The 17,462-nt window shown below is 65.4% G+C and carries 17 protein-coding genes, 1 tRNA gene and 1 pseudogene; 10 read left to right on the top strand and 9 right to left on the bottom strand.

Annotation, left to right across the window (positions count from 1 at the left end):
- Nucleotide 1 precedes the first annotated feature (1 nt).
- A complete protein-coding gene (locus tag GTP77_RS24285; protein WP_161074736.1) occupies nt 2-2,962 on the bottom strand; it encodes a two-component regulator propeller domain-containing protein in 2,961 nt (986 codons plus the stop codon).
- A 134-nt stretch (nt 2,963-3,096) separates the two neighbouring features.
- On the opposite strand from GTP77_RS24285, the gene GTP77_RS24280 reads away from it, so the two are divergent.
- Entirely contained in the window at nt 3,097-3,885 is a 789-nt protein-coding gene (locus GTP77_RS24280; RefSeq protein ID WP_161074735.1) for a substrate-binding periplasmic protein, read from the top strand.
- A 2-nt stretch (nt 3,886-3,887) separates the two neighbouring features.
- Here GTP77_RS24280 and GTP77_RS24275 read toward each other — a convergent pair whose 3' ends face one another.
- Entirely contained in the window at nt 3,888-4,325 is a 438-nt protein-coding gene (locus GTP77_RS24275; protein WP_161074734.1) for a hypothetical protein, read from the bottom strand.
- A gap of 273 nt (nt 4,326-4,598) precedes the next feature.
- Here GTP77_RS24275 and GTP77_RS24270 point away from each other — a divergent pair, with 273 nt between their 5' ends.
- Nucleotides 4,599-7,913 (top strand): DUF4450 domain-containing protein, encoded by a 3,315-nt coding sequence (locus tag GTP77_RS24270; RefSeq protein WP_229202345.1) that lies wholly within the window; start codon nt 4,599-4,601, stop codon nt 7,911-7,913.
- 7 nt (nt 7,914-7,920) lie between these two features.
- Here GTP77_RS24270 and GTP77_RS24265 read toward each other — a convergent pair whose 3' ends face one another.
- Nucleotides 7,921-9,879, bottom strand: coding sequence for a helicase-related protein (locus GTP77_RS24265; protein WP_229202344.1), 1,959 nt, complete (start codon nt 9,877-9,879; stop codon nt 7,921-7,923).
- Between the two features lie 55 nt (nt 9,880-9,934).
- Here GTP77_RS24265 and GTP77_RS24260 point away from each other — a divergent pair, with 55 nt between their 5' ends.
- The 5 genes from GTP77_RS24260 (at nt 9,935) to GTP77_RS24240 (ending at nt 12,258) form a co-directional block, all read left to right on the top strand.
- A complete protein-coding gene (locus GTP77_RS24260) occupies nt 9,935-10,540 on the top strand; it encodes an IMPACT family protein (protein ID WP_161074733.1) in 606 nt (201 codons plus the stop codon).
- Nucleotides 10,541-10,590: 50 nt separating this feature from the next.
- Nucleotides 10,591-10,666: transfer RNA gene (locus tag GTP77_RS24255), tRNA-Lys, on the top strand.
- A gap of 200 nt (nt 10,667-10,866) precedes the next feature.
- On the top strand, nt 10,867-11,358 hold the full coding sequence (locus GTP77_RS24250) for an Hcp family type VI secretion system effector (protein ID WP_161074732.1): 492 nt from the start codon (nt 10,867-10,869) through the stop codon (nt 11,356-11,358).
- A 51-nt stretch (nt 11,359-11,409) separates the two neighbouring features.
- Nucleotides 11,410-11,826, top strand: coding sequence for a BPSL0067 family protein (locus GTP77_RS24245; protein ID WP_161074731.1), 417 nt, complete (start codon nt 11,410-11,412; stop codon nt 11,824-11,826).
- 3 nt (nt 11,827-11,829) lie between these two features.
- Complete coding sequence (locus GTP77_RS24240) at nt 11,830-12,258, top strand: STY0301 family protein (RefSeq protein ID WP_161074730.1); 429 nt, start codon at nt 11,830-11,832, stop codon at nt 12,256-12,258.
- A gap of 27 nt (nt 12,259-12,285) precedes the next feature.
- Here the strand turns inward: GTP77_RS24240 and GTP77_RS24235 are convergent, their stop codons facing one another.
- The 3 genes from GTP77_RS24235 to GTP77_RS24225 all read right to left on the bottom strand — a co-directional run bounded on the left by GTP77_RS24235 (nt 12,286) and on the right by GTP77_RS24225 (nt 13,761).
- Entirely contained in the window at nt 12,286-12,993 is a 708-nt protein-coding gene (locus GTP77_RS24235; protein ID WP_161074729.1) for a DNA alkylation repair protein, read from the bottom strand.
- Between the two features lie 74 nt (nt 12,994-13,067).
- Nucleotides 13,068-13,484: a putative toxin-antitoxin system toxin component, PIN family gene (locus GTP77_RS24230; protein ID WP_161074728.1), complete on the bottom strand. Its 417-nt coding sequence runs from the start codon at nt 13,482-13,484 to the stop codon at nt 13,068-13,070.
- On the bottom strand, nt 13,471-13,761 hold the full coding sequence (locus tag GTP77_RS24225) for a type II toxin-antitoxin system Phd/YefM family antitoxin (protein ID WP_223149394.1): 291 nt from the start codon (nt 13,759-13,761) through the stop codon (nt 13,471-13,473). The genes GTP77_RS24230 and GTP77_RS24225 overlap by 14 nt, the downstream gene beginning before the upstream one ends.
- A 123-nt stretch (nt 13,762-13,884) precedes the next feature.
- Here GTP77_RS24225 and GTP77_RS30255 point away from each other — a divergent pair.
- Nucleotides 13,885-14,019 (top strand): annotated as a pseudogene (locus GTP77_RS30255) (YciI family protein); the annotation flags it as partial.
- A gap of 8 nt (nt 14,020-14,027) precedes the next feature.
- On the opposite strand, the gene GTP77_RS24220 reads toward GTP77_RS30255, so the two are convergent.
- The gene (locus tag GTP77_RS24220) at nt 14,028-14,567 is read right to left on the bottom strand and encodes a PEP-CTERM sorting domain-containing protein (protein WP_161074726.1); all 540 of its coding nucleotides are present in this window, start codon (nt 14,565-14,567) and stop codon (nt 14,028-14,030) included.
- Between the two features lie 115 nt (nt 14,568-14,682).
- On the opposite strand from GTP77_RS24220, the gene GTP77_RS24215 reads away from it, so the two are divergent.
- Nucleotides 14,683-15,630 (top strand): sensor domain-containing diguanylate cyclase, encoded by a 948-nt coding sequence (locus GTP77_RS24215; protein ID WP_229202343.1) that lies wholly within the window; start codon nt 14,683-14,685, stop codon nt 15,628-15,630.
- Between the two features lie 39 nt (nt 15,631-15,669).
- Nucleotides 15,670-16,557 carry a KPN_02809 family neutral zinc metallopeptidase gene (ypfJ, locus tag GTP77_RS24210; protein ID WP_161074724.1) on the top strand — a complete coding sequence of 296 codons (888 nt, stop codon included), beginning with the start codon at nt 15,670-15,672 and terminating at the stop codon, nt 16,555-16,557.
- A gap of 28 nt (nt 16,558-16,585) precedes the next feature.
- Here ypfJ and GTP77_RS24205 read toward each other — a convergent pair whose 3' ends face one another.
- Both GTP77_RS24205 and GTP77_RS24200 read right to left on the bottom strand, forming a co-directional pair.
- On the bottom strand, nt 16,586-17,020 hold the full coding sequence (locus tag GTP77_RS24205) for a hypothetical protein (RefSeq protein ID WP_161074723.1): 435 nt from the start codon (nt 17,018-17,020) through the stop codon (nt 16,586-16,588).
- 93 nt (nt 17,021-17,113) lie between these two features.
- On the bottom strand, nt 17,114-17,462 hold a 349-nt coding region (locus GTP77_RS24200), incomplete at its 5' end, for a helix-turn-helix transcriptional regulator (protein ID WP_161074722.1).

Here is a 17,462-nt window from a genome sequence, read left to right as displayed (position 1 = left end):
CTCACGCGCACACGCGGTTGCGGCCCTCATTCTTGGCACGGTAGAGCGCCGTGTCCGCCTCAAGGATGAAGCCGTTGATCGACTTGCCTTCCGCAGGAACGCACACCGTCACGCCCAGGCTCAGCGTCACCACCGGGCTGACCGGCGAGGCGGGATGGCTGATGGCCAGCGCCTCGCAGGCGGCGCGCAGTTCTTCGGCGACGGCCAGCGCGGCCGCCTGCGCCATCCCCGGCATCAGCAGCACGAATTCCTCGCCGCCGTAGCGCGCGGCCAGATCGCCCGCGCGCCGGGCCTGGCTGGCGAACACGGCCGCCACGGCCGCCAGGCAGCGGTCGCCTTCCTGGTGGCCCAGCGCATCGTTATAGGATTTGAAGCTGTCGATGTCGGCGATCACCAGCGCCAGCGGCGCGTTGTTGCGGCCGGCGCGGTTCCACTCGTCGTTCAGCACCTCGTCGAAGCGGCGCCGGTTCGCCAGCCCGGTCAGCGCATCGACAAAGGACAGGCGCGACAAATGCTCGTTGGCCTGCTTCAGCGCCTCGGTCTTCTCGGCCACCAGGCGCTGCATTTCCGCGTGGCGGATGCGCAGATGGCGCACGCGCAGACGGAACAGCAGATACACGCCGGCCGCCAGGGCACTCAGCATCAGCCCCGCGAACCAGAACGTCTCGTAGAAGAAGGGCTGCACCGTAATGGCCAGCACAGGGCCGCCCTCGCTCCAGCTCTTGCCGTCTATGCTGGCGGCGACGCGCAAGCGGTAGCTGCCGTGCGCCAGCGCAGGGAACGACACTTCCCGGTTCTCGCCGGCGTCGATCCAGCGCGGCGCCAGTCCCTCCATCTGGTAGCGGAAGCGCGCCCGCTCGGCGTTGAGCAGCGTCTCGGCGCGGTACTGGATGGCCAGCGTGACTGGCCCCGGCGGCAGGGCCAGCTGCGCCGCCAGCGGCTGAACCGCGCCGTTCACCGTCACGCGTTCCAGGCGCACGGCGGGCGGCTGGCCGCTTTCCGGCAGATGGCGCGGATCCACCAGCACCAGTCCCTTGGCCGACGGCAGCAGCAGGTTGCCCGCGCCATCCATGGCGCTGGTCGGCTGCAGCCCGCCCGCAAACGTGGTGCTGCGCAGGGAATCGCCCGGGCCGAAACCGGCCGAACTCACCCTGGCCAGCCGCCCTTCCGCAAACGCATCCAGCTCGCTGCGCGCCACGCGGTGGAAGCCGCGGTTGCCGCTGATCCAGAAATAGCCCTGGCCGTCCTCCAGTATGCTCAGGCAGGTGCCGTCCCACAGGCCGTCGGCGGGGCGGATGCTGCTCAGCTGCTGGCCGCGCATACGATTCAGGCCGTCGCCATTGCTGCCTATCCACAGGGTGCCGGCCTTGTCCTCGTACAGCGACATGATCCAGTTCGACAGCAGGCCGTCGGCCGCCGTCAGTGTCTTGAAGACGCCGTCGCGGTAGCGCGCCAGGCCTTCGCCGGTGGTGCCGAACCACAAGTTGCCGTCCTTGTCCTGCAGGATGGATGACACGCCGCCGGACGGCGCGCCCGGCGTGCGCAGCGGCGCAAAGACCTTGCCGTCCAGCCGCGCGATGCCGGACTGGGTGCCGGCCCAGACCACGCCCTGCCGGTCCTGGTACAGCACCCGCACTTCCGAACTGGGCATGCCCTGCGCCGTGCCGTACACGGTGACCTTGCCTTGCAGCAGGCGCGCGGCGCCGCCGGTGTAGCTGCCTATCCACAGCGCGCCGTCGCGGTCTTCCATCAGGCTGGAGATTTCCTCGCTGGGCAGGCCGTCCTTCTTGCCCAGCACGGTGATGCCGGCCGCGTCGACGCGGTTCAGGCCGCCGCCGGCGGTGGCCAGCCAGGTCACGCCGTTGCGCCCGTGCAGCACCGAGCGCACATTGTCGTGCGACAGCCCTTCCGGCACGCCCAGCACGCCGAAAGCGCGGTCGCGCAGCCGCACCAGGCCGCTGACCCAGGTGCCGACCCACACGCTGCCCTCGTGGTCGGTATGGATGGACCAGATATGGTCGCCCGCCAGGCCGCCGCCGCTGGCGATGGCGCTGAAATGCTCGCCCACCATGCGCACCACGCCGCTGCCCCAGGTACCTATCCATAGCGTGCCGTGCTGGTCGCGCGTGATGCCTGTCAGCTGGTCGGTGGGCAGGCCGTCGGCCACGGTGTACACCTTGATCTTGCCGTCCTTCACGCGCACCAGTCCACCGCCCGCCGTGGCGGCCCACACGCCGCCGGCCGGGTCGGCCAGCACCGAGCGCACTTGCAGATGGGGGAAGCCGCTGGCCGGATTCAGCACCGTGAAGCGCCCGCCCGAGAACGACACCAGGCCGCCGCCCGAACTGGCGATCCACAGCACGCCGTCGCGGTCAAAGGCCAGCGCGCGCAGGCGGTCGGTGGGCAGGCCGTCGGCCTCGCGGTAATACCTGGTCACGCCTTTGGCCCAGCGCACCAGCCCGTTGCTGGTGGCGGCCCACACGGCGCCGTCCGGCGCCTGGGCAAACGCCCACACGCGCTGGTCGCCGAGTTGCCCGGCGGAAAACATGGGTTTGAACTTGCCGTCGCGGTAGATGGCCGCGCCCTTGTTGTGTCCTATCCACAGATTTTTCTGCGCGTCCTGCATCAGGCCCAGCACCGGCTGGGACGCCAAGTCGGCGAATTCGGAGGCATCGAAGGTGGTGAAGCGGGCGCCGTCGAAGCGGGCCAGCCCGCCCAGCGTGCCCACCCACAAATAGCCGTCGCTGGTATGGGCCAGCGCCGACACGGCGTTCTGCGGCAAGCCCTGCTCTATCTGCCAGCCGTCCAGGCGGAACTGGCTGAGTGCCTTTTCCGGCGCGGACGGCATCAGCACGGCCGGCAGCGTGGCGGGCACCACCGCCGGCTGCGCCGCCACGGCGGCGCCGGCCAGCCCTGCGCCCAGCAGCGCCACCATGTAAATCCATGCCAATAAGAAACGCAAACCAACTCCTTTGTCGATTGCGCAAGATCATACCGTACCGTGGCTGCGGAGACAAAAACAATGCCAGGGTGCATTGCCGCACGGCTACAGGTAGAATGGGAAGTATCAATGCCGGAGATACTGAAAGTGAAAGAATGATGGTGGGCCGCCACTCCCTCGGCCGTACTGTGCTGGCGATGTGGTTATTGCTGCCGCTGCTGCTGGGAACGCTGCCCGCGCAGGCGGACGAGGCCGCGCGCCTGAGCATCGTCACCGGCGACCTGCCGCCCTACGCCATCGAAGGCCAGCCTCAGCACCCCGGCCTGCACGTGGAAGTGGTGGAGCAATTGCTCAAGCGCACCGGCAACCCGGTCAAGGTATCGTTCTACCCCTGGGCGCGCGCCATCGCGCTGGCCCAGCATGGGCCGCACACGGCCATCCTGCCGCTGACCCGCACACCGGAACGCGAAGCGCAGTACACCTGGCTGGTGAAGCTGGACACCCAGCATTTCGTCTTTATCAACCGCCAAGGCGACAAGCCCATTACCACGCTGGAGCAGGCCCGCAAGCTGCGCATCGTGGTGCTGCGCGGCTCACCCAACCTGGCGCAGCTGCTCGGCCGCCAGTTCAACGAAGCGCAGATCGTGCAGGCTACCAAGCTCGAGGACATGGTGCGCATGGTCGAGCGCGGCATCGTCGACGCGCTGTACGGCGGCAACGTCATCAATATGGAAAAGATACGCGCGACCGGCCGCAATCCCGCCAGCTTCCAGACCGGCATGCTGGTGGAATCGGCCGACATGTGGCTGGCCGGCGGCAAGGACTTCGGCGAGCATGAAGCGGGCGCGTGGCGATTGGCCTACGAGGCCATGGCCAAGGACGGCGCCCTGCTCCGCATCTACCGCAGCTACGGGCTGCCCATGCCCCAGGCCAGCGCGCCCTAGGTTTAGCGCACCGTCGCCGAGATCACTTTCGCCTGGCTCAGCGTGCCGTCCGCCATGCGCTGCGCGGGCACCCGCATCAGCACTTCGCCGCCGGCGTCGCCGTCCGGCTTCAGTTCCAGCGTCACTTTCAGGGAACGGTCCGCCGCGACAAAGGTATTGGGCGAAGCGGCGATCATTTTGCGTGCGCCTTGCTGATCGATTTCGGCGTATAGCGCAGGGCCGGAACCGTATTGGCGCAGATGCAGCATCTGGCCATTGGACAGCGTGTAGCTGCCACGGAAGGCGCTGCTCTGGTCACGGCCCATATGCAGCGGCAGGGCTGGCAGTTCTATCTTCAGCGCGCGGCCGGGAACCTGCACCGACTCGTCGGTTTGCATGTTTTGGGCAACGGCGGCCAGCGACGCTGCCCCCAGCAGCACTGCCAGAATAATTTTTTTCATGATGAGGCCCATCCTTAGTATTCGTTCGGTTCGAAAAAGGTTGCAAGGCCAGCCAACACTTGTTTTGTGGCCGGTTCAAACACTGTATGCAATGCGTGCAAACCAGACAACGGACTTGGGATAAACGGCATTTTCGCGGGGATGAAATGCAGTTAAGCGGGCATGGTTTGCTCAGCGGCCTCAGCGTCAACAATCACAAAGATGATCCGGCGGACGGCCACAGCTGAAGCGCCTGCCGCTATCATCTGGTGCATATCCACTGCTGGGGTTGCAATGAAAAGTTTTGTGCGCCGCGCGCTCGCCGCAGCCATGCTGGCGCAGGCCGCCGGGCTTGCCGCCGGGGCCGGTCCCTCCGCCACCGGAGGGCTGCGGCCCAACCTGGAGGGCCGCGTGCAGCAGGCGCTGCGTTATCGGCCGGACGGACAAGACTTCGTCATCGACAACGGCGCCGAGTTCTTCAACCGCTCGCTTTATGGCGGCAACACAGCCTTCCGCGCCGACGGCGGCGACAAACCCGAATTCCTGCTCTACCTGCCCGGCCGTGGCGGCAACCTGCGCCTGGCCGTGCGCACCGCCGCCGGCGCGGTGTGGCTGCACCAGGCCGCCGCCATCACCACGCGCTACCGGCCCGGCGAACTGCGCTACGAGATCCGCGACCCTGCCTTCGGCCCCAGCGGCGTCGTCAGCATCGTGGCGCTGGCCTATGCGCGCACTGAGGGACTGATCGTGCGCACCGAAGCCCAAGGACTGGGCGCAGGGGCCGAACTGGTATGGGCCTACGGCGGCGTGAACGGCGCGCGCGGCGTGCGCGACGGCGACATCGGCACCGAGAAGGTTCCCATCAGCGAATACTTCCAGTTCCAACCCGAACACGCCAGCGGCAACCGCATCACGCTGGACGGCGACGGCTACACCCTGGCCAGCCGCGCCGGCCTTATCGCAGGCGTGGCGCCGGCCGGCAGCACGCTGCGCATAGCCGACGGCGCGCAGTGGAACGACCTGCCCGCGCTGCTTGCACCACAATCCGCCGAAGCGGCTGCGGAAAAAACTGCCTCGCCCATCGTCCTTGGCCGCGTGCCGCTGCAAAACGACGCGCCCTTGCTGCTGTCCCTGCAACGCCTGCCCGGCGGTGCGCCCGCGCAGGACCTCGACCAGTACAAGGCCGTCACCGCAGGCAAGCCCGCCGCCGCGCCGAAAAAAATCATCCCGCTCGACCCGCAATATGCGCGCAGCCAGCTGCCCGCGCTGTTCGCCGAAACGCAGCAGCACTTCGCCGCGCTGCGCCGCACGGTCAGCATCGATACGCCCGACCCTTATCTGAACGCCGCCGTGGGCGCGCTCAACGTCGCCGCCGACGCGCTGTGGGACGAAGCCGACCAGGCCATCATGCACGGCGCCATCGCCTGGCGCACCAAGCTGCTCGGCTGGCGCGGCCCGTATGCGCTGGATGCGCTGGGCTGGCACGCCCGCGCGCGCAGCAACCTGGGCGCGTGGACGCCGCGCCAGAACACGCAGCCCGTCCCGGACCGGCTGCCCGGCGCGGACACCGTTTCCAACCTGGCGCGCAACGAGGCCGGCCTGCATTCCAACGGCGACCTGTCCAACTCGCACTACGACATGAATATGGTCTTCATGGACGCGCTGTTCCGGCATCTGCTGTGGACAGGCGACGTGGAGTACGCGCGCAGCGCATGGCCCGTGATAGAACGCCACCTGGCCTGGGAACGCCGCCTGTTCCGGCGCGAATTCGGCCCCGCCAAGCTGCCGCTGTACGAAGCCTACGCCAACATCTGGGCCAGCGACGACCTGTACTACAACGGCGGCGGCGCCAGCCACGCGTCGGCCTACAACGTGTACGCCAACCGCAGCGCGGCGCGCATCGCCCGCCTGCTGGGCAAGGACGCGCAGCCCTATGAGCGCGAAGCGGAGCTGATAGCGCAAGCCATGCGCGCCCACCTGTGGATGCAGGAGGAAGGCGCTTTCGCCGAATACAAAGACCTGCTGGGCGCGCAGCTGCTGCACCCCAGCTACGGCCTGTGGAGCTTCTATCACACCATCGATTCCGGCGTGCCCACGCCGCAGGAGGCGCAGCGCATGGCCGCCGCGCTCAAGCGGCGCCTGAAGCCCATCCCGGTCAGCGGGCCGGGCGTGCCCGCCGACGCGGCCTACCATGTGCTGCCCACCAGCGACTGGATGCCCTACTCCTGGTCCATCAACAACGTGGTGATGGGCGAGAACCTGCATACTGCACTGGCGCTGTGGCAGGCCGGCAGCGCCGGCGAGGCCTTCCTGCTGGCGAAAAGCGCCCTGCTGGCCAGCATGTATATGGGCATCTCGCCCGGCAACGTGGGCAGCATGAACTACCTGGACGCCTACCGCCGCGAATCGCAGCGCGACTTCGCAGACGGCGCCGGCGTCATGTCGCGCGCCATCGTGGAAGGCCTGTTCGGAGTGGCGCCGGACGCGCTGGCCGGCACGCTCACCGTGCGTCCCGGCTTCCCCGCGTCATGGAACCATGCGCGCCTTGCGCATCCAGACCTGGGGCTGGACTTCACCCGCAGCGGCAAGGCCGAACGCTGGACGGTCACGCAGTCCGGGCAGCGCTTCCGCACCGTCACGCTGCGCATTCCGCAAGCCTACCAGCGCGTGCAGCGCGTCACCGTCAACGGCGCGCCCGCAGCGTGGCGGCGCGATCCCGCATCCGTGGGCCAGGCCGCGCTGCTGATCGAAGCGCCCATGGCGCGCGAGACGGCCATCGCCATCGAATGGGCTGGCGCAAGGACCGTGGCAGCGGCTACGGCCAACGCTGCGGCCGCAGGCGCGCCGCGCGCCGCCGCGCTGCCGCCCGCAACGGACTGGAATACCGACAAGCGCGGCGCAACACTGGAAGCCGTCAGCCTTGCGCCCTATTTCAACGAGAAGGCGCAGGACATCTTCGCGCCCGGCAAATACCAGTCCCCGCGCTCGCCCCATGTTTCGCTGTCCCTGCCGGCGCAAGGCATAGGCGCATGGGCGGGCCACGTCAACGCCACGGCGGAGATTGACGACAGCGGCCTGCGCGCGGTGGCCGCAGCCAACGGCGGCTTGCTGCGCATGCCCAACGGCGTGCCCTTCGCCACACCGGCCGGCGCGCAGGCGCGCAACATCGTCTTCACCTCGCAGTGGGACAACTATCCAAAATCAGTGGAGATCCCGCTGGCGGGCAAGGCGCGGCAGGCCTGGCTGCTGATGGCCGGCTCCACCAACTTCATGCAGAGCCGCATCGACAACGGCGAAGTGCTGGTGCATTACGCGGACGGCACCACCGCGCGGCTGGCGCTGCACAATCCGGTCAACTGGTGGCCCATCGAGCAGGACTACTTCATCGACGATTACCAGTTCAGCCGCCCGCAACCGGTGCCGCCGCGCGTGGACCTGAAAACCGGCGCGGTGCGCCTGCAAAGCAGCGGCGGCGTGGTGCCCGGCGGCGCGGCGACGGCGCTCGCCATCGCGCTCGATCCGAAGAAACCCTTGCGCAGCCTGACCCTGCGCACGCTCAGCAACGACAGCGTGATCGGCCTGATGAGCGTGACGCTGGAGCGTCCATAAACAGAAGTCAGCGCCAGCGCTTGGGATGGCGCTTGCGGCTGACGGCGTTCTGGTCCTGCAGCACGGAGTCCACCCGTTCGGACGCGCGGCGCGACAATTCCTGCGCCAGTTCGATGTCCGGGAAGAACTCGGGCAAGCGGTAGCCCAGCCAGGCGTAGGCGGAATACAGGCGGCAGGCATCCTCCACCTCCTGCAGCGACAGATAGGAAAGCGCAAAGTCGTCCGCCTTCAGCCGCGTGGGCTTGGCGCGCGACAGCGACAAGGCCCAGTGCTCCCAGGCGCGCTGCAAGGACATCACCTTGCTCGACACCGGCACCAGCGACAGCGTGAACTTGTCCGCCACCGACAGCGGCAGGCTGTCCAGCCATTCGGCGCGGCTGGTCTGGTCTTCCGTAATGCGCGGATAGAAGAAGCCGTCCGGCACGTCGATATTGTGCACGAAGCGCTTGAGCAGCTTGGCCAGCGAGGTCTCGCTGGTGACCGAGGCAATGCGGTGCAAATGCTCCAGCGTGGGCGCCACCGAGAAGCCGCTGGTGTTCAGCGGCGCCAGCTTCTCCTTCAGCAACGAGCGCATCACCTGGTGCGTATCGTCGTCAAAGCCCGCCACCAGGCCTTCCTCGTGGATGCCGTAGCGCCCCGCCCTGCCCGCGATCTGGCGCGCCAGCGCGGCCGGGATCTCCTCTTCCTCGTAGCCGTTGTACTTCACGCTGGTGGTCATTACTATGCGCGAGATCGGCATGTTCAGGCCCATGGCGATGGCATCCGTGCCCACCACCACGTCGGCCTGCCCTTCGCGGAAGCGCTGCGCCTGCGCGCGCCGCACCTCGGGCGACAGGTTGCCGTACACGGTGGCCACCGACAGCCCGGCCTCCGTCACCATGTCGCGCCACATCAGCACTTCGCGGCGCGAGAAGGCGATCACCGCGTCGCCCTTGCGCAGGTTGCGCACCTTGCGCACCGAGGTGGCCTCCATCGACAGCGGCGCCTTGCGTTTCAGGATATGCACTTCCAATGGACACTCCAGCCGCTCGGCCAGCGCCTCGATGGCGCGGCGCGCTTCCGGCGCGCCAACCAGGTACACGGTCCGCGCCGGCGCGCCGCACACGGCGGCGGTCCAGGCGGCGCCACGGTCGCGGTCCGCCAGCATCTGGATTTCGTCGATCACGGCCACGTCCACCGGCGTGCGCGTGTCCAGCATTTCCACCGTGCTCGCCACGTGGGTGGCGCCTTCGGCCAGGCGGCGCTCCTCGCCCGTCACCAGGCTCACCGCCAGCGGCTTGCCGTGCTGCTTGAACTCCTGCAGCCGCTCGTAGTTCTCCAGCGCCAGCAGGCGCAGCGGCGCCAGGTAGATGCCGCTCGGCGCCTTCGCCAGCGCCTCGATGGCGCGGTGCGTCTTGCCGGAATTGGTCGGCCCCAGCAACGCGACAAAGCGGCGCGGCAGGCGGCGCGCCACCTCAAAGGAATCGGGGTATTCGGCCAGGTTGATGCTTTGCTTGGTGCGCTCGGCGTAGCGCTCCTCGGTCTGGCGCTCGATGGCGTGGTCCAGGCGCTGGCGGATGCGGTCGAACACCTCGCCGGCCATCAGGGACGTCTGCAAGTCGTCCAGCGTATGCAGGAAACTCATCGCGTCGAAATCGTAGTCCTCGGCTGCGGCGGCGATTTCGTGCACAAAACCGGTCGCCTGTTCATGCAGGTCGTGGATCGCCTTGTCGCCGCTGCGTTCGCGCAGCAGCGCGCTGCGCGCCTCGGTGTCCATCTTGCGCCACTTGGACGGCTTGGCCAGTACGCCCTGCGCGGGCACCAGCTGGTAAGGCACGGTCAGGCCCTCGGCCTTCACCTCGCCGGCGATGCGCAGGAACACCCGCCCCTCCATCTTCACCAGGCTCACGCCCCGTGCGGGCAAGCCCAGTTGCTGGCACAGGAGATCGTCGTCGCCCAGGTCGTGTTCTTCGGTGGTGCTGGTCATATCGTGTCGCTAGGTTGAGTTGAGGGCGAGTATAGCAAGCCTGTACAATCGCACCATGCCGCAGACCATTACCACCGCCGTCCATCACGAATTGATCATCAAAAAGAGCCGCTTCATCGCCTGCGTGCAGCCGATGGCGGACCGCGCGTCGGCGCAAAAAGTGGTGGCGGAGTTATGGGCGCAACATCCGGGCGCGGCCCACGTCTGCTGGGCGCTGCTGGCAGGCGGCCAGTCCGCCGCCGTGGACGACGGCGAACCCAGCGGCACCGCCGGCCGCCCCATGCTGGACGTGCTGCGCCACCAGGACCTGGAAGGCGTGCAAGCCACTGTGGTGCGCTACTTCGGCGGCGTGAAACTGGGCGCGGGCGGCCTGGTGCGCGCCTACACCGACAGCGTGGCGCAAGCGTTGCTGGGGGCGGAGAAGATCGCCATCGTCAAACTGCGCGCGCTGCGCTGCGAGGTGCCGTATGCGCTGGAAGGGCTGATGCGGCGCGAAATCGAACTGGCCGAGGCACGGCTGGACGGCGTGCAGCACGCGGACCTGGTGCGCTTCGACTTCAGCCTGCCGGACAGCGCCGCCGTGGCGCTGACGGCGCGCCTGGCCGAAACCGGAGGCGGCCGCATCGCCTGGCTGGACGTGCCGGAAGAAAGCGAAGAATAAAAACCGCGCTTGCAGAAACGCGCAAGCCGCCCTATAATGCTGCCTCTTTCGGGTCGTTAGCTCAGCTGGTAGAGCAGCGGACTTTTAATCCGTTGGTCGCAGGTTCGAATCCCGCACGGCCTACCACGAATACTCAAGGAAGCCCACGAATTTCGGTTCGTGGGCTTTTTTGTTTCCGGCCGCTTCGCAAAACATCCGACTCAAAAACGGAATAGACCTTGCTGTGACGCAGTATCGGCCTGCTATCTCTTTGATCCTCCGCACAGAATATTTCTCACCATCAAGTAACAATAGGCCTCGTCCTATTGCTTACCCAGGAGAGAACCATGGCAATCGATGTATACCTGCAAATCGACGGCATCAACGGCGAATCGAACGACGACAAACACCGCAGCTGGATTGAATGCACCTCAGTCCACTGGGGCATTGCGCAACCCAAGAGCGCAACCGCATCCACAGGCGGTGGTCATACGGCAGAGCGCTGTGAACATTCAGAAATCAGCTTAACCAAGCTAGCGGACCTTTCCTCTCCGCTACTGCTGCAGACGTGCTCGGCAGGAAAAACCATTCCTAAGGCCAAGCTCGAATTCATGCGTGCGGATGGACAGGGTGAACGGATCAAGTATTTCGAGATCGACCTCGAAGACGTCCTGATCGGCCATGTCACGCCAGGCATCGAGGAAGGCGAAATCCTTACTGAGCACGTCGGCCTGAAGTTCTCCAGGGTGAACTGGAAATACGTGCAGCAGCGAATAGGCGGCGGCATCGCTGGCAATACCGTAGGCGGCTGGGATCTCTCGAGTAACCGAATCGCCTGAATCATCTCCCGTTCCACCAGTTCGACCACATCCCCACGCATGGAGACTGAAATGGCATACGTCTATTCAAAAGTGTCTGATTTGGAAGGAAAAGCAAAAGTAGGGACAACTCAATGCGTTGCACTAGTTCAGTTCTACGGTGGAGCCCCTAACCATAGAGGCTGGAAAGCCGGTGCGGCCGTCATGAACAACAAGGATATCCAACCCGGCACAGCCATCGCCACGTTCGTCAACGGCCATTATCTTAGCCACTCTAAGGGCAACCACGCGGCACTCTTCCTTCGGCACGGCATCAAGGGAATCTGGGTAATGGACCAATGGAAAGATGACCGTCCCGCCGACCAGAACAACAAACCGACAATTTCCTCTCGCTTCATCCCCTCCAGAGGCCTCAAGCAACGCAAAAGTGGGGCATGGCCAAATGCCAGCAATAATGCCGACGCCTACAGCGTTATTGAGATGAGGTGAGATATGGCTCACTATCACCTCTACCTCGCTGCGGCGCTCGGCACTTCAGTAACGCTGATGGCTTCAGCCGCTACGCAGCACTTGATCGAATGCCCACCGGAGATACCTCAAGACTCTGTGTCCATCACTAATCCTCCCACCGGCTGGACCCCGTTCGCCCGAACCAGCCTGCGCCTGAGTTACGCCGAGCCCATGTTCGGTCCGCCAGCCGCAAAAGGATTTCTCAAGCCAAGCCGTTCGACGGCGTCAGGCGATGTTTGGGAGGAGCTTGAAGGCATGATCGAGGGCGGAAAGTGGATCGCTTGCCGCTATGGCGAACGCGGCGAGGTCATTCTCGCCAAGCGCATAGCTGACAACACTTTGGCATGCACAGTTGTTTCCAAAAAAGACAAGCAAGGCGTTAAGCGTCTGGAGATAAGCTGCATTTGGTAAGTCCTGCGCCCAAATTCCCACATCGGTTCAACACTTAATGGTCTTGCGCTTCTTGCCCAGCGTGCCGCGCTGCCGGACTTTGTCGATGTAATCCACCGCCGGCGGCACTTTGCAGGCGGTGTCGCCCATGTCGACGGTGACGGCGCCGAGCGCCCTGCCCACTTGCTCGGCCAGCGCGGTCAACGGGGCCACGTAGCAGCCCACGGCAATCACGAAACCATTCATTACGTAGCGCACACGGTTCGGCTGCCGGTGGATGGTTTCCTGCACACGCAGCAGCAGATACCTGAGCTCCTCCAGGTCCAGCTTGCCGTCGTCGGTGATCGCCACCAGCCCACTCAGGGTGGCCCAGCCGGCGGTGGCGATTTTTTCTTCGCCGGAGTCTATCCAGGCCAGCGCCAGTTCGCGCCCGTGTAGGCTTTCGCTCGCCACCCAGGCCACGGTGTATTCGCTGGTGGCCAGGCAGCTGGAGGTGTCCGCCCAGTGCTGCAGGTCGGCGCGGCTCATGGCGCGGTCGTCGGCGATCAGGCCGGCCAGGTAGCGCGCGTCGTAGATGCCGCTGTCGTACAGCTCCAGCGCCAGCTGGTAGTCCTTCTTGATTTTCTTCTGGAAGACTTTCAAATCCTCGATCTTCACGCCCAGCAGCGGTTCCGGCACGCCATGCTTGAACATCACGTTTTTATAGGAATCGCGGCCCAAGGGCCTGAGTTGTTCGATGATCTCGTCGGCAGTCACGCGGCTCTCCCTGTATTAGTTTCGCCGCCCCAGCGCGGCGTAGATATGGAGCACGGCAATTCTACTCGCGCTGATCAAATCCCCAGAAAATCGGATGGCGACATCACTCGAATTCCGCGATAAGGATTCAGCATCAAAAGGTCGCTGTCACCGCTGACTATCGCGGCCGCTCCGGCATCGATTGCCAAAGCAAGGAACCTGTTGTCCTTGGGGTCTCGACAGTCGGAAACAATTGTAGAGACGTTCAAGAACTCGCTGGCTCTGGCTACGACAAGAAGGAATTCGTGGCGGCTCAAGTCTGGGAAATATCGATCAAATTTCTTCCGGCAAATAACTTCAGTGAACTCAGCCCACGTTTGATCGGAGTGGACAAGCTGAAAGTGCTCGACAGCATGCAACAGTGCTTTCCGGCTAACCGAGACCGGAAGGATCGCCGCACTGACAAGTACATTGGTATCGAAAACGATACGACGCAAATCACTCTGCGTCATTAATCAATTTACTTATGTCTGCTTCCGTCAAGCCGTCTATTTCCGCCTGGGCTCCCATGCGAGACAGCACATCAGCGAGGGCATCGGAAGCTTCCTTGCCTTGCAGAGGAGCCAATTCCCGTACCGCCTTCATGTACTGAAAGAGGGAGTCGCTGGAGTCTCCGTTCGAAGATATTACGATGGAGACCGGACGACCTCGCCTGGTAATGAGGACAGGTTCCCGTTGAGAAGTGTCGATCATTTCGCCGAAGTGGTTTTGCGCTTCGAGGGATGTCATGGTTCGCATGTCCAGATCCTTGGCAGCAAATAGGCTCATTATAGCGGGATCACCCGCGAGCCCCGGCACCTAGCCAAGCAAAATGTTAGCATTCCTGCTCGGCCATGGCTACAAAGGGACGATATGCACTATGTACTGTTCTACGACTACGCAGCAGACTATATGGAGCGCCGGGGGCAGTTCCGGGATGCGCACTTGAAGCTGGCGTGGGAGCCGCATGCGCGCGGCGAGCTTCAGCTGGCCGGCGTGCTGGCCGACGCGCCCGCCTACCCGGCCTGAACCGCCCGGCCCCGGCGCAGCGCCAGCAGCAGGATCAGGCCGCCCGCCAGCATCAGCACGTAGGCGGCAGGTTCCGGCACGGCGCTCAGGTAGAGTACCACCCGCGTGTCCTCGTCAAAGGACAGCCCCTGCCAATTGACATAGGCCACGTTCCCGCTGAAGGTCACGTTGGCCGGCGAGAAGCCCGCCATATTGGTTTCCCGTCCCAGCGCCGCAAAGGGATGAAATCCATGGTCCAGGTCGGTCAGGGCGAAACCGTTGAAGGCGCCGCCCAGCCACATGGCGCGGGTGTTGAAGTTGCTGGCGATAACTTGCGTGTCGGTAATGGTGAGGTCGAACACGCCTGCCACATTGCGGAACAGCGCACCGTCGCCGTCCACCAGCTGGGCCGCGTAGCTGCGTGTGGGCGTGTCGAGGTCAGGGTAAAAATATTGCAGCGCCACGCGGTCCCCCACCGTGCCGGCGGATGCGCCGGCGCCGCAGGCCAGCAACAGCATGCACAGCGCGCGTTTCAGTAAAATCAACATGGCCAGCCTCCCGATACAAGCTCAACCTGCATGCTATGCGAACCCGGCCGCAGGCGGCGCTATCTTGCCTTAAGGCCATACCTCTGCTACCGTTGCGGCGCTGCACAAAAATTGAATGATAGTTAAACAAGACCCCGGATTTTCCATGCCGCACCTGCCTGCCCTGTCGAGCCAAGAGATTGCCTCGGTCCTGAAAGCCCTGCCCGACCCGGCCTTCCTGCTCACCCGCAGCGGCCGCTACGCGGCTATTTTCGGCGGGGCGGACGTGCGTTATTACGACGAGATCGGTTTTCTGGCGGGCCGAACCATGGCCGAGCTGCTGGTGCCCGCCAAGGCGGAGTGGTTTGTGGGCGAAATCCACAAGGCGCTGGCCACGCGCAGCCTGCACGTGGTCGAATACGGCCTGGACAGCAACGACATCCTGTACAAGGGCGGCAGGACGCCGCTGAAAGCCAGCTGGTTCGAGGGCCGCGTGCAGGCGCTCGAATTCCAGGTGGACGGCGAGGACGCGGTGCTGTGGGTGGCCAGCAATATCACCGCGCGCCACCAGCTGGAAGCCCAGCTGCGCCTGCACAGCGAGATCGACGAGCTGTCCGGCCTGTACAACCGGCGCAAGCTGATGGGATCGCTGACCGAACATTATCAAGTGTTCGCACGCTACGGCACCCCGACCACGCTGCTGATCTTCGATATCGACCACTTTAAAAATATCAACGACCAGTTCGGCCACCTGTTCGGCGACAAGGCCATCCGCGCCGCCGCCGACGTCTGCCGCGACGAGCTGCGCAGCACCGACTTCCCGGCCCGCCTCGGCGGCGACGAATTCGTGGTGCTCATGCCGCACACCAACCGCGACCAGGCCGCCCCCATCGCCGAAAGGCTGCGCCTGCGCGTGGCGGAGGCCTTGCTGCGCCTGGGCGCGGTGGGCGGCGGCGCCACCATCAGCGGCGGCCTGAGCGAGTTCCTTGCGGGCGACGCCCACGCCGAGGACGTGCTCAAGCGTGCGGACGACGCACTGTACCGCGCCAAGCGCGGCGGCCGCAACCGCATTGCTAGCGTATAGTGGCTACAAACCTATAAGACTGCAGAACAGGAGCACGCCATGAAATGGGAAGGCAACCGCGAGAGCGACAACGTTGAAGACCGGCGCGGCGATGGCGGCGGCGGCGGTGGCGGCTTTGGCCTGGGCGGCCGCTCCATCGGCATCGGCACCGTGGTGCTGGCGCTCATCGGCTCGTATGTGTTCGGCGTGAATCCGCTCACGATGCTCAGCCTGCTCAGCGGCGGTGGCGGCGGTCCGGCCCAGGTGCAGCAGCAGGCGCCGTCGCACACGCCTCCCGCGTCCGACCGGCAAAGCAAGTTCGTCAGGGTGGTGCTGGCCGACACGGAGGACGTGTGGACCGAGCTGTTCCGCGCCAAGGGCGGCAGCTACGTCAAGCCCAGGCTGATCCTGTTCAGCGGCAGCACCGATACCGCCTGCGGCACCGGCCAGTCCGCCACCGGCCCCTTCTACTGCCCCGGCGACCAGCAAGTGTATATCGACCTGAGCTTCTACCGGCTGATGCAGGAACGCTTCCACGTCAACGGCGAGTTCGCGCAAGCCTATGTGATCGCGCACGAAGTGGGCCACCACGTGCAGCACGTGACCGGCATTTCGGACAAGGTGGACCAGCAGCGCCGCCGCGCTTCCGAGCGGCAGGCCAATGCGCTGTCGGTGCGGCTGGAATTGCAGGCCGACTGCTTCGCCGGCGTGTGGGCCTTCCACGCCAACCGCTCACGCAGCATACTGGAGCAGGGCGACGTGGAAACGGCGCTGAGCGCCGCCACCGCCATCGGCGACGACGCGCTGCAGCGCCAGTCCCAGGGCCGCGTGGTGCCGGACTCCTTCACGCACGGCAGCTCGGAGCAGCGCGTGCGCTGGTTCAAGCGCGGCCTGGAAAGCGGCGACACCGGCCGCTGCAACACCTTCGACGCCCAGCAGCAGCTGTAAGCCACCCGGGCGCCGCCGCGCGCCCTTGTTAGCGGAAGGCCACCCGCATCAGCGTATCCTGCGCAGGCATGCCGGCTATGCTGCGGCCAGGCACCACCATCAGCAGCTCGCCGCCGATGCCGCTGCCGATGCCCGTATCCAGGTCGATGCGCACTTTCAGTTTCTGGTCCAGCGCCACAAAGGTATTGTGCGCCACGGCCACCACTTGGTGCTCGTCCATGTCGCCCACCTGGGCGTACATGCGGCTGCCTTTTTTCGTCAGCGTCAGCACCTGCCCGTTCGACAAGTCATAGCCGCCTTTGTAGCTGCCGAATTCCATATCTGTCAGGTACACGCGCTGCGTGGGCGCCTCGATCGCCGAGATTGTCTGCGCCGGCGCCGGGATGGTCACCGTTTCGCTCTGCTGCGCTACCGCGCCCACGCATGCTGCGCCCATCAATGCCGCCAATAGTAATTTTTTCATGATATGCACCATCCCTGGATAACTGGATTAAGGTTCTCGCCGGCCTGTGTGCACCGGTCGAACCCATTGTAGGCAGGCATGCTGGTGCTGGCGTCATCCGACTGAATGAGGCGGCAGCAAAGTCGCCGTGGAACCGTGGATCAGCGCGATCAGTTCGCCCTGCCGCCGCGTGGACGTCTTGCCGTAGACCCGGTGCAAATGGGTCTTCACGGTGTTCACGCTCACGCTGCTGGCCGCCGCAATGTCCTCCAGCGAAGCGCCCGCCGCCAGCGCGCAGCTGACCGCCGCCTCGGCCGGCGTCAGCTCGAACAGCTGCTGCAGTACGGCGGCCGATGCGGTCACCGCCTCCGGATCGCGCGCCATGACGATGGCGCAGGCGCGCCCGCCGGCGGCGCCGCCCGCCAGCATGAACGGCGCCACGGACAGCGTCAGCGGCAGGCGG

The sequence above is a fragment of the Pseudoduganella aquatica genome, from assembly GCF_009857595.1.
Taxonomy (GTDB): Bacteria; Pseudomonadota; Gammaproteobacteria; order Burkholderiales; family Burkholderiaceae_D; genus Rugamonas; species Rugamonas aquatica_A.
The sequence above is the reverse complement of the archived record's forward strand: the minus strand, read 5'-3'. Positions and strand labels throughout refer to the sequence as shown.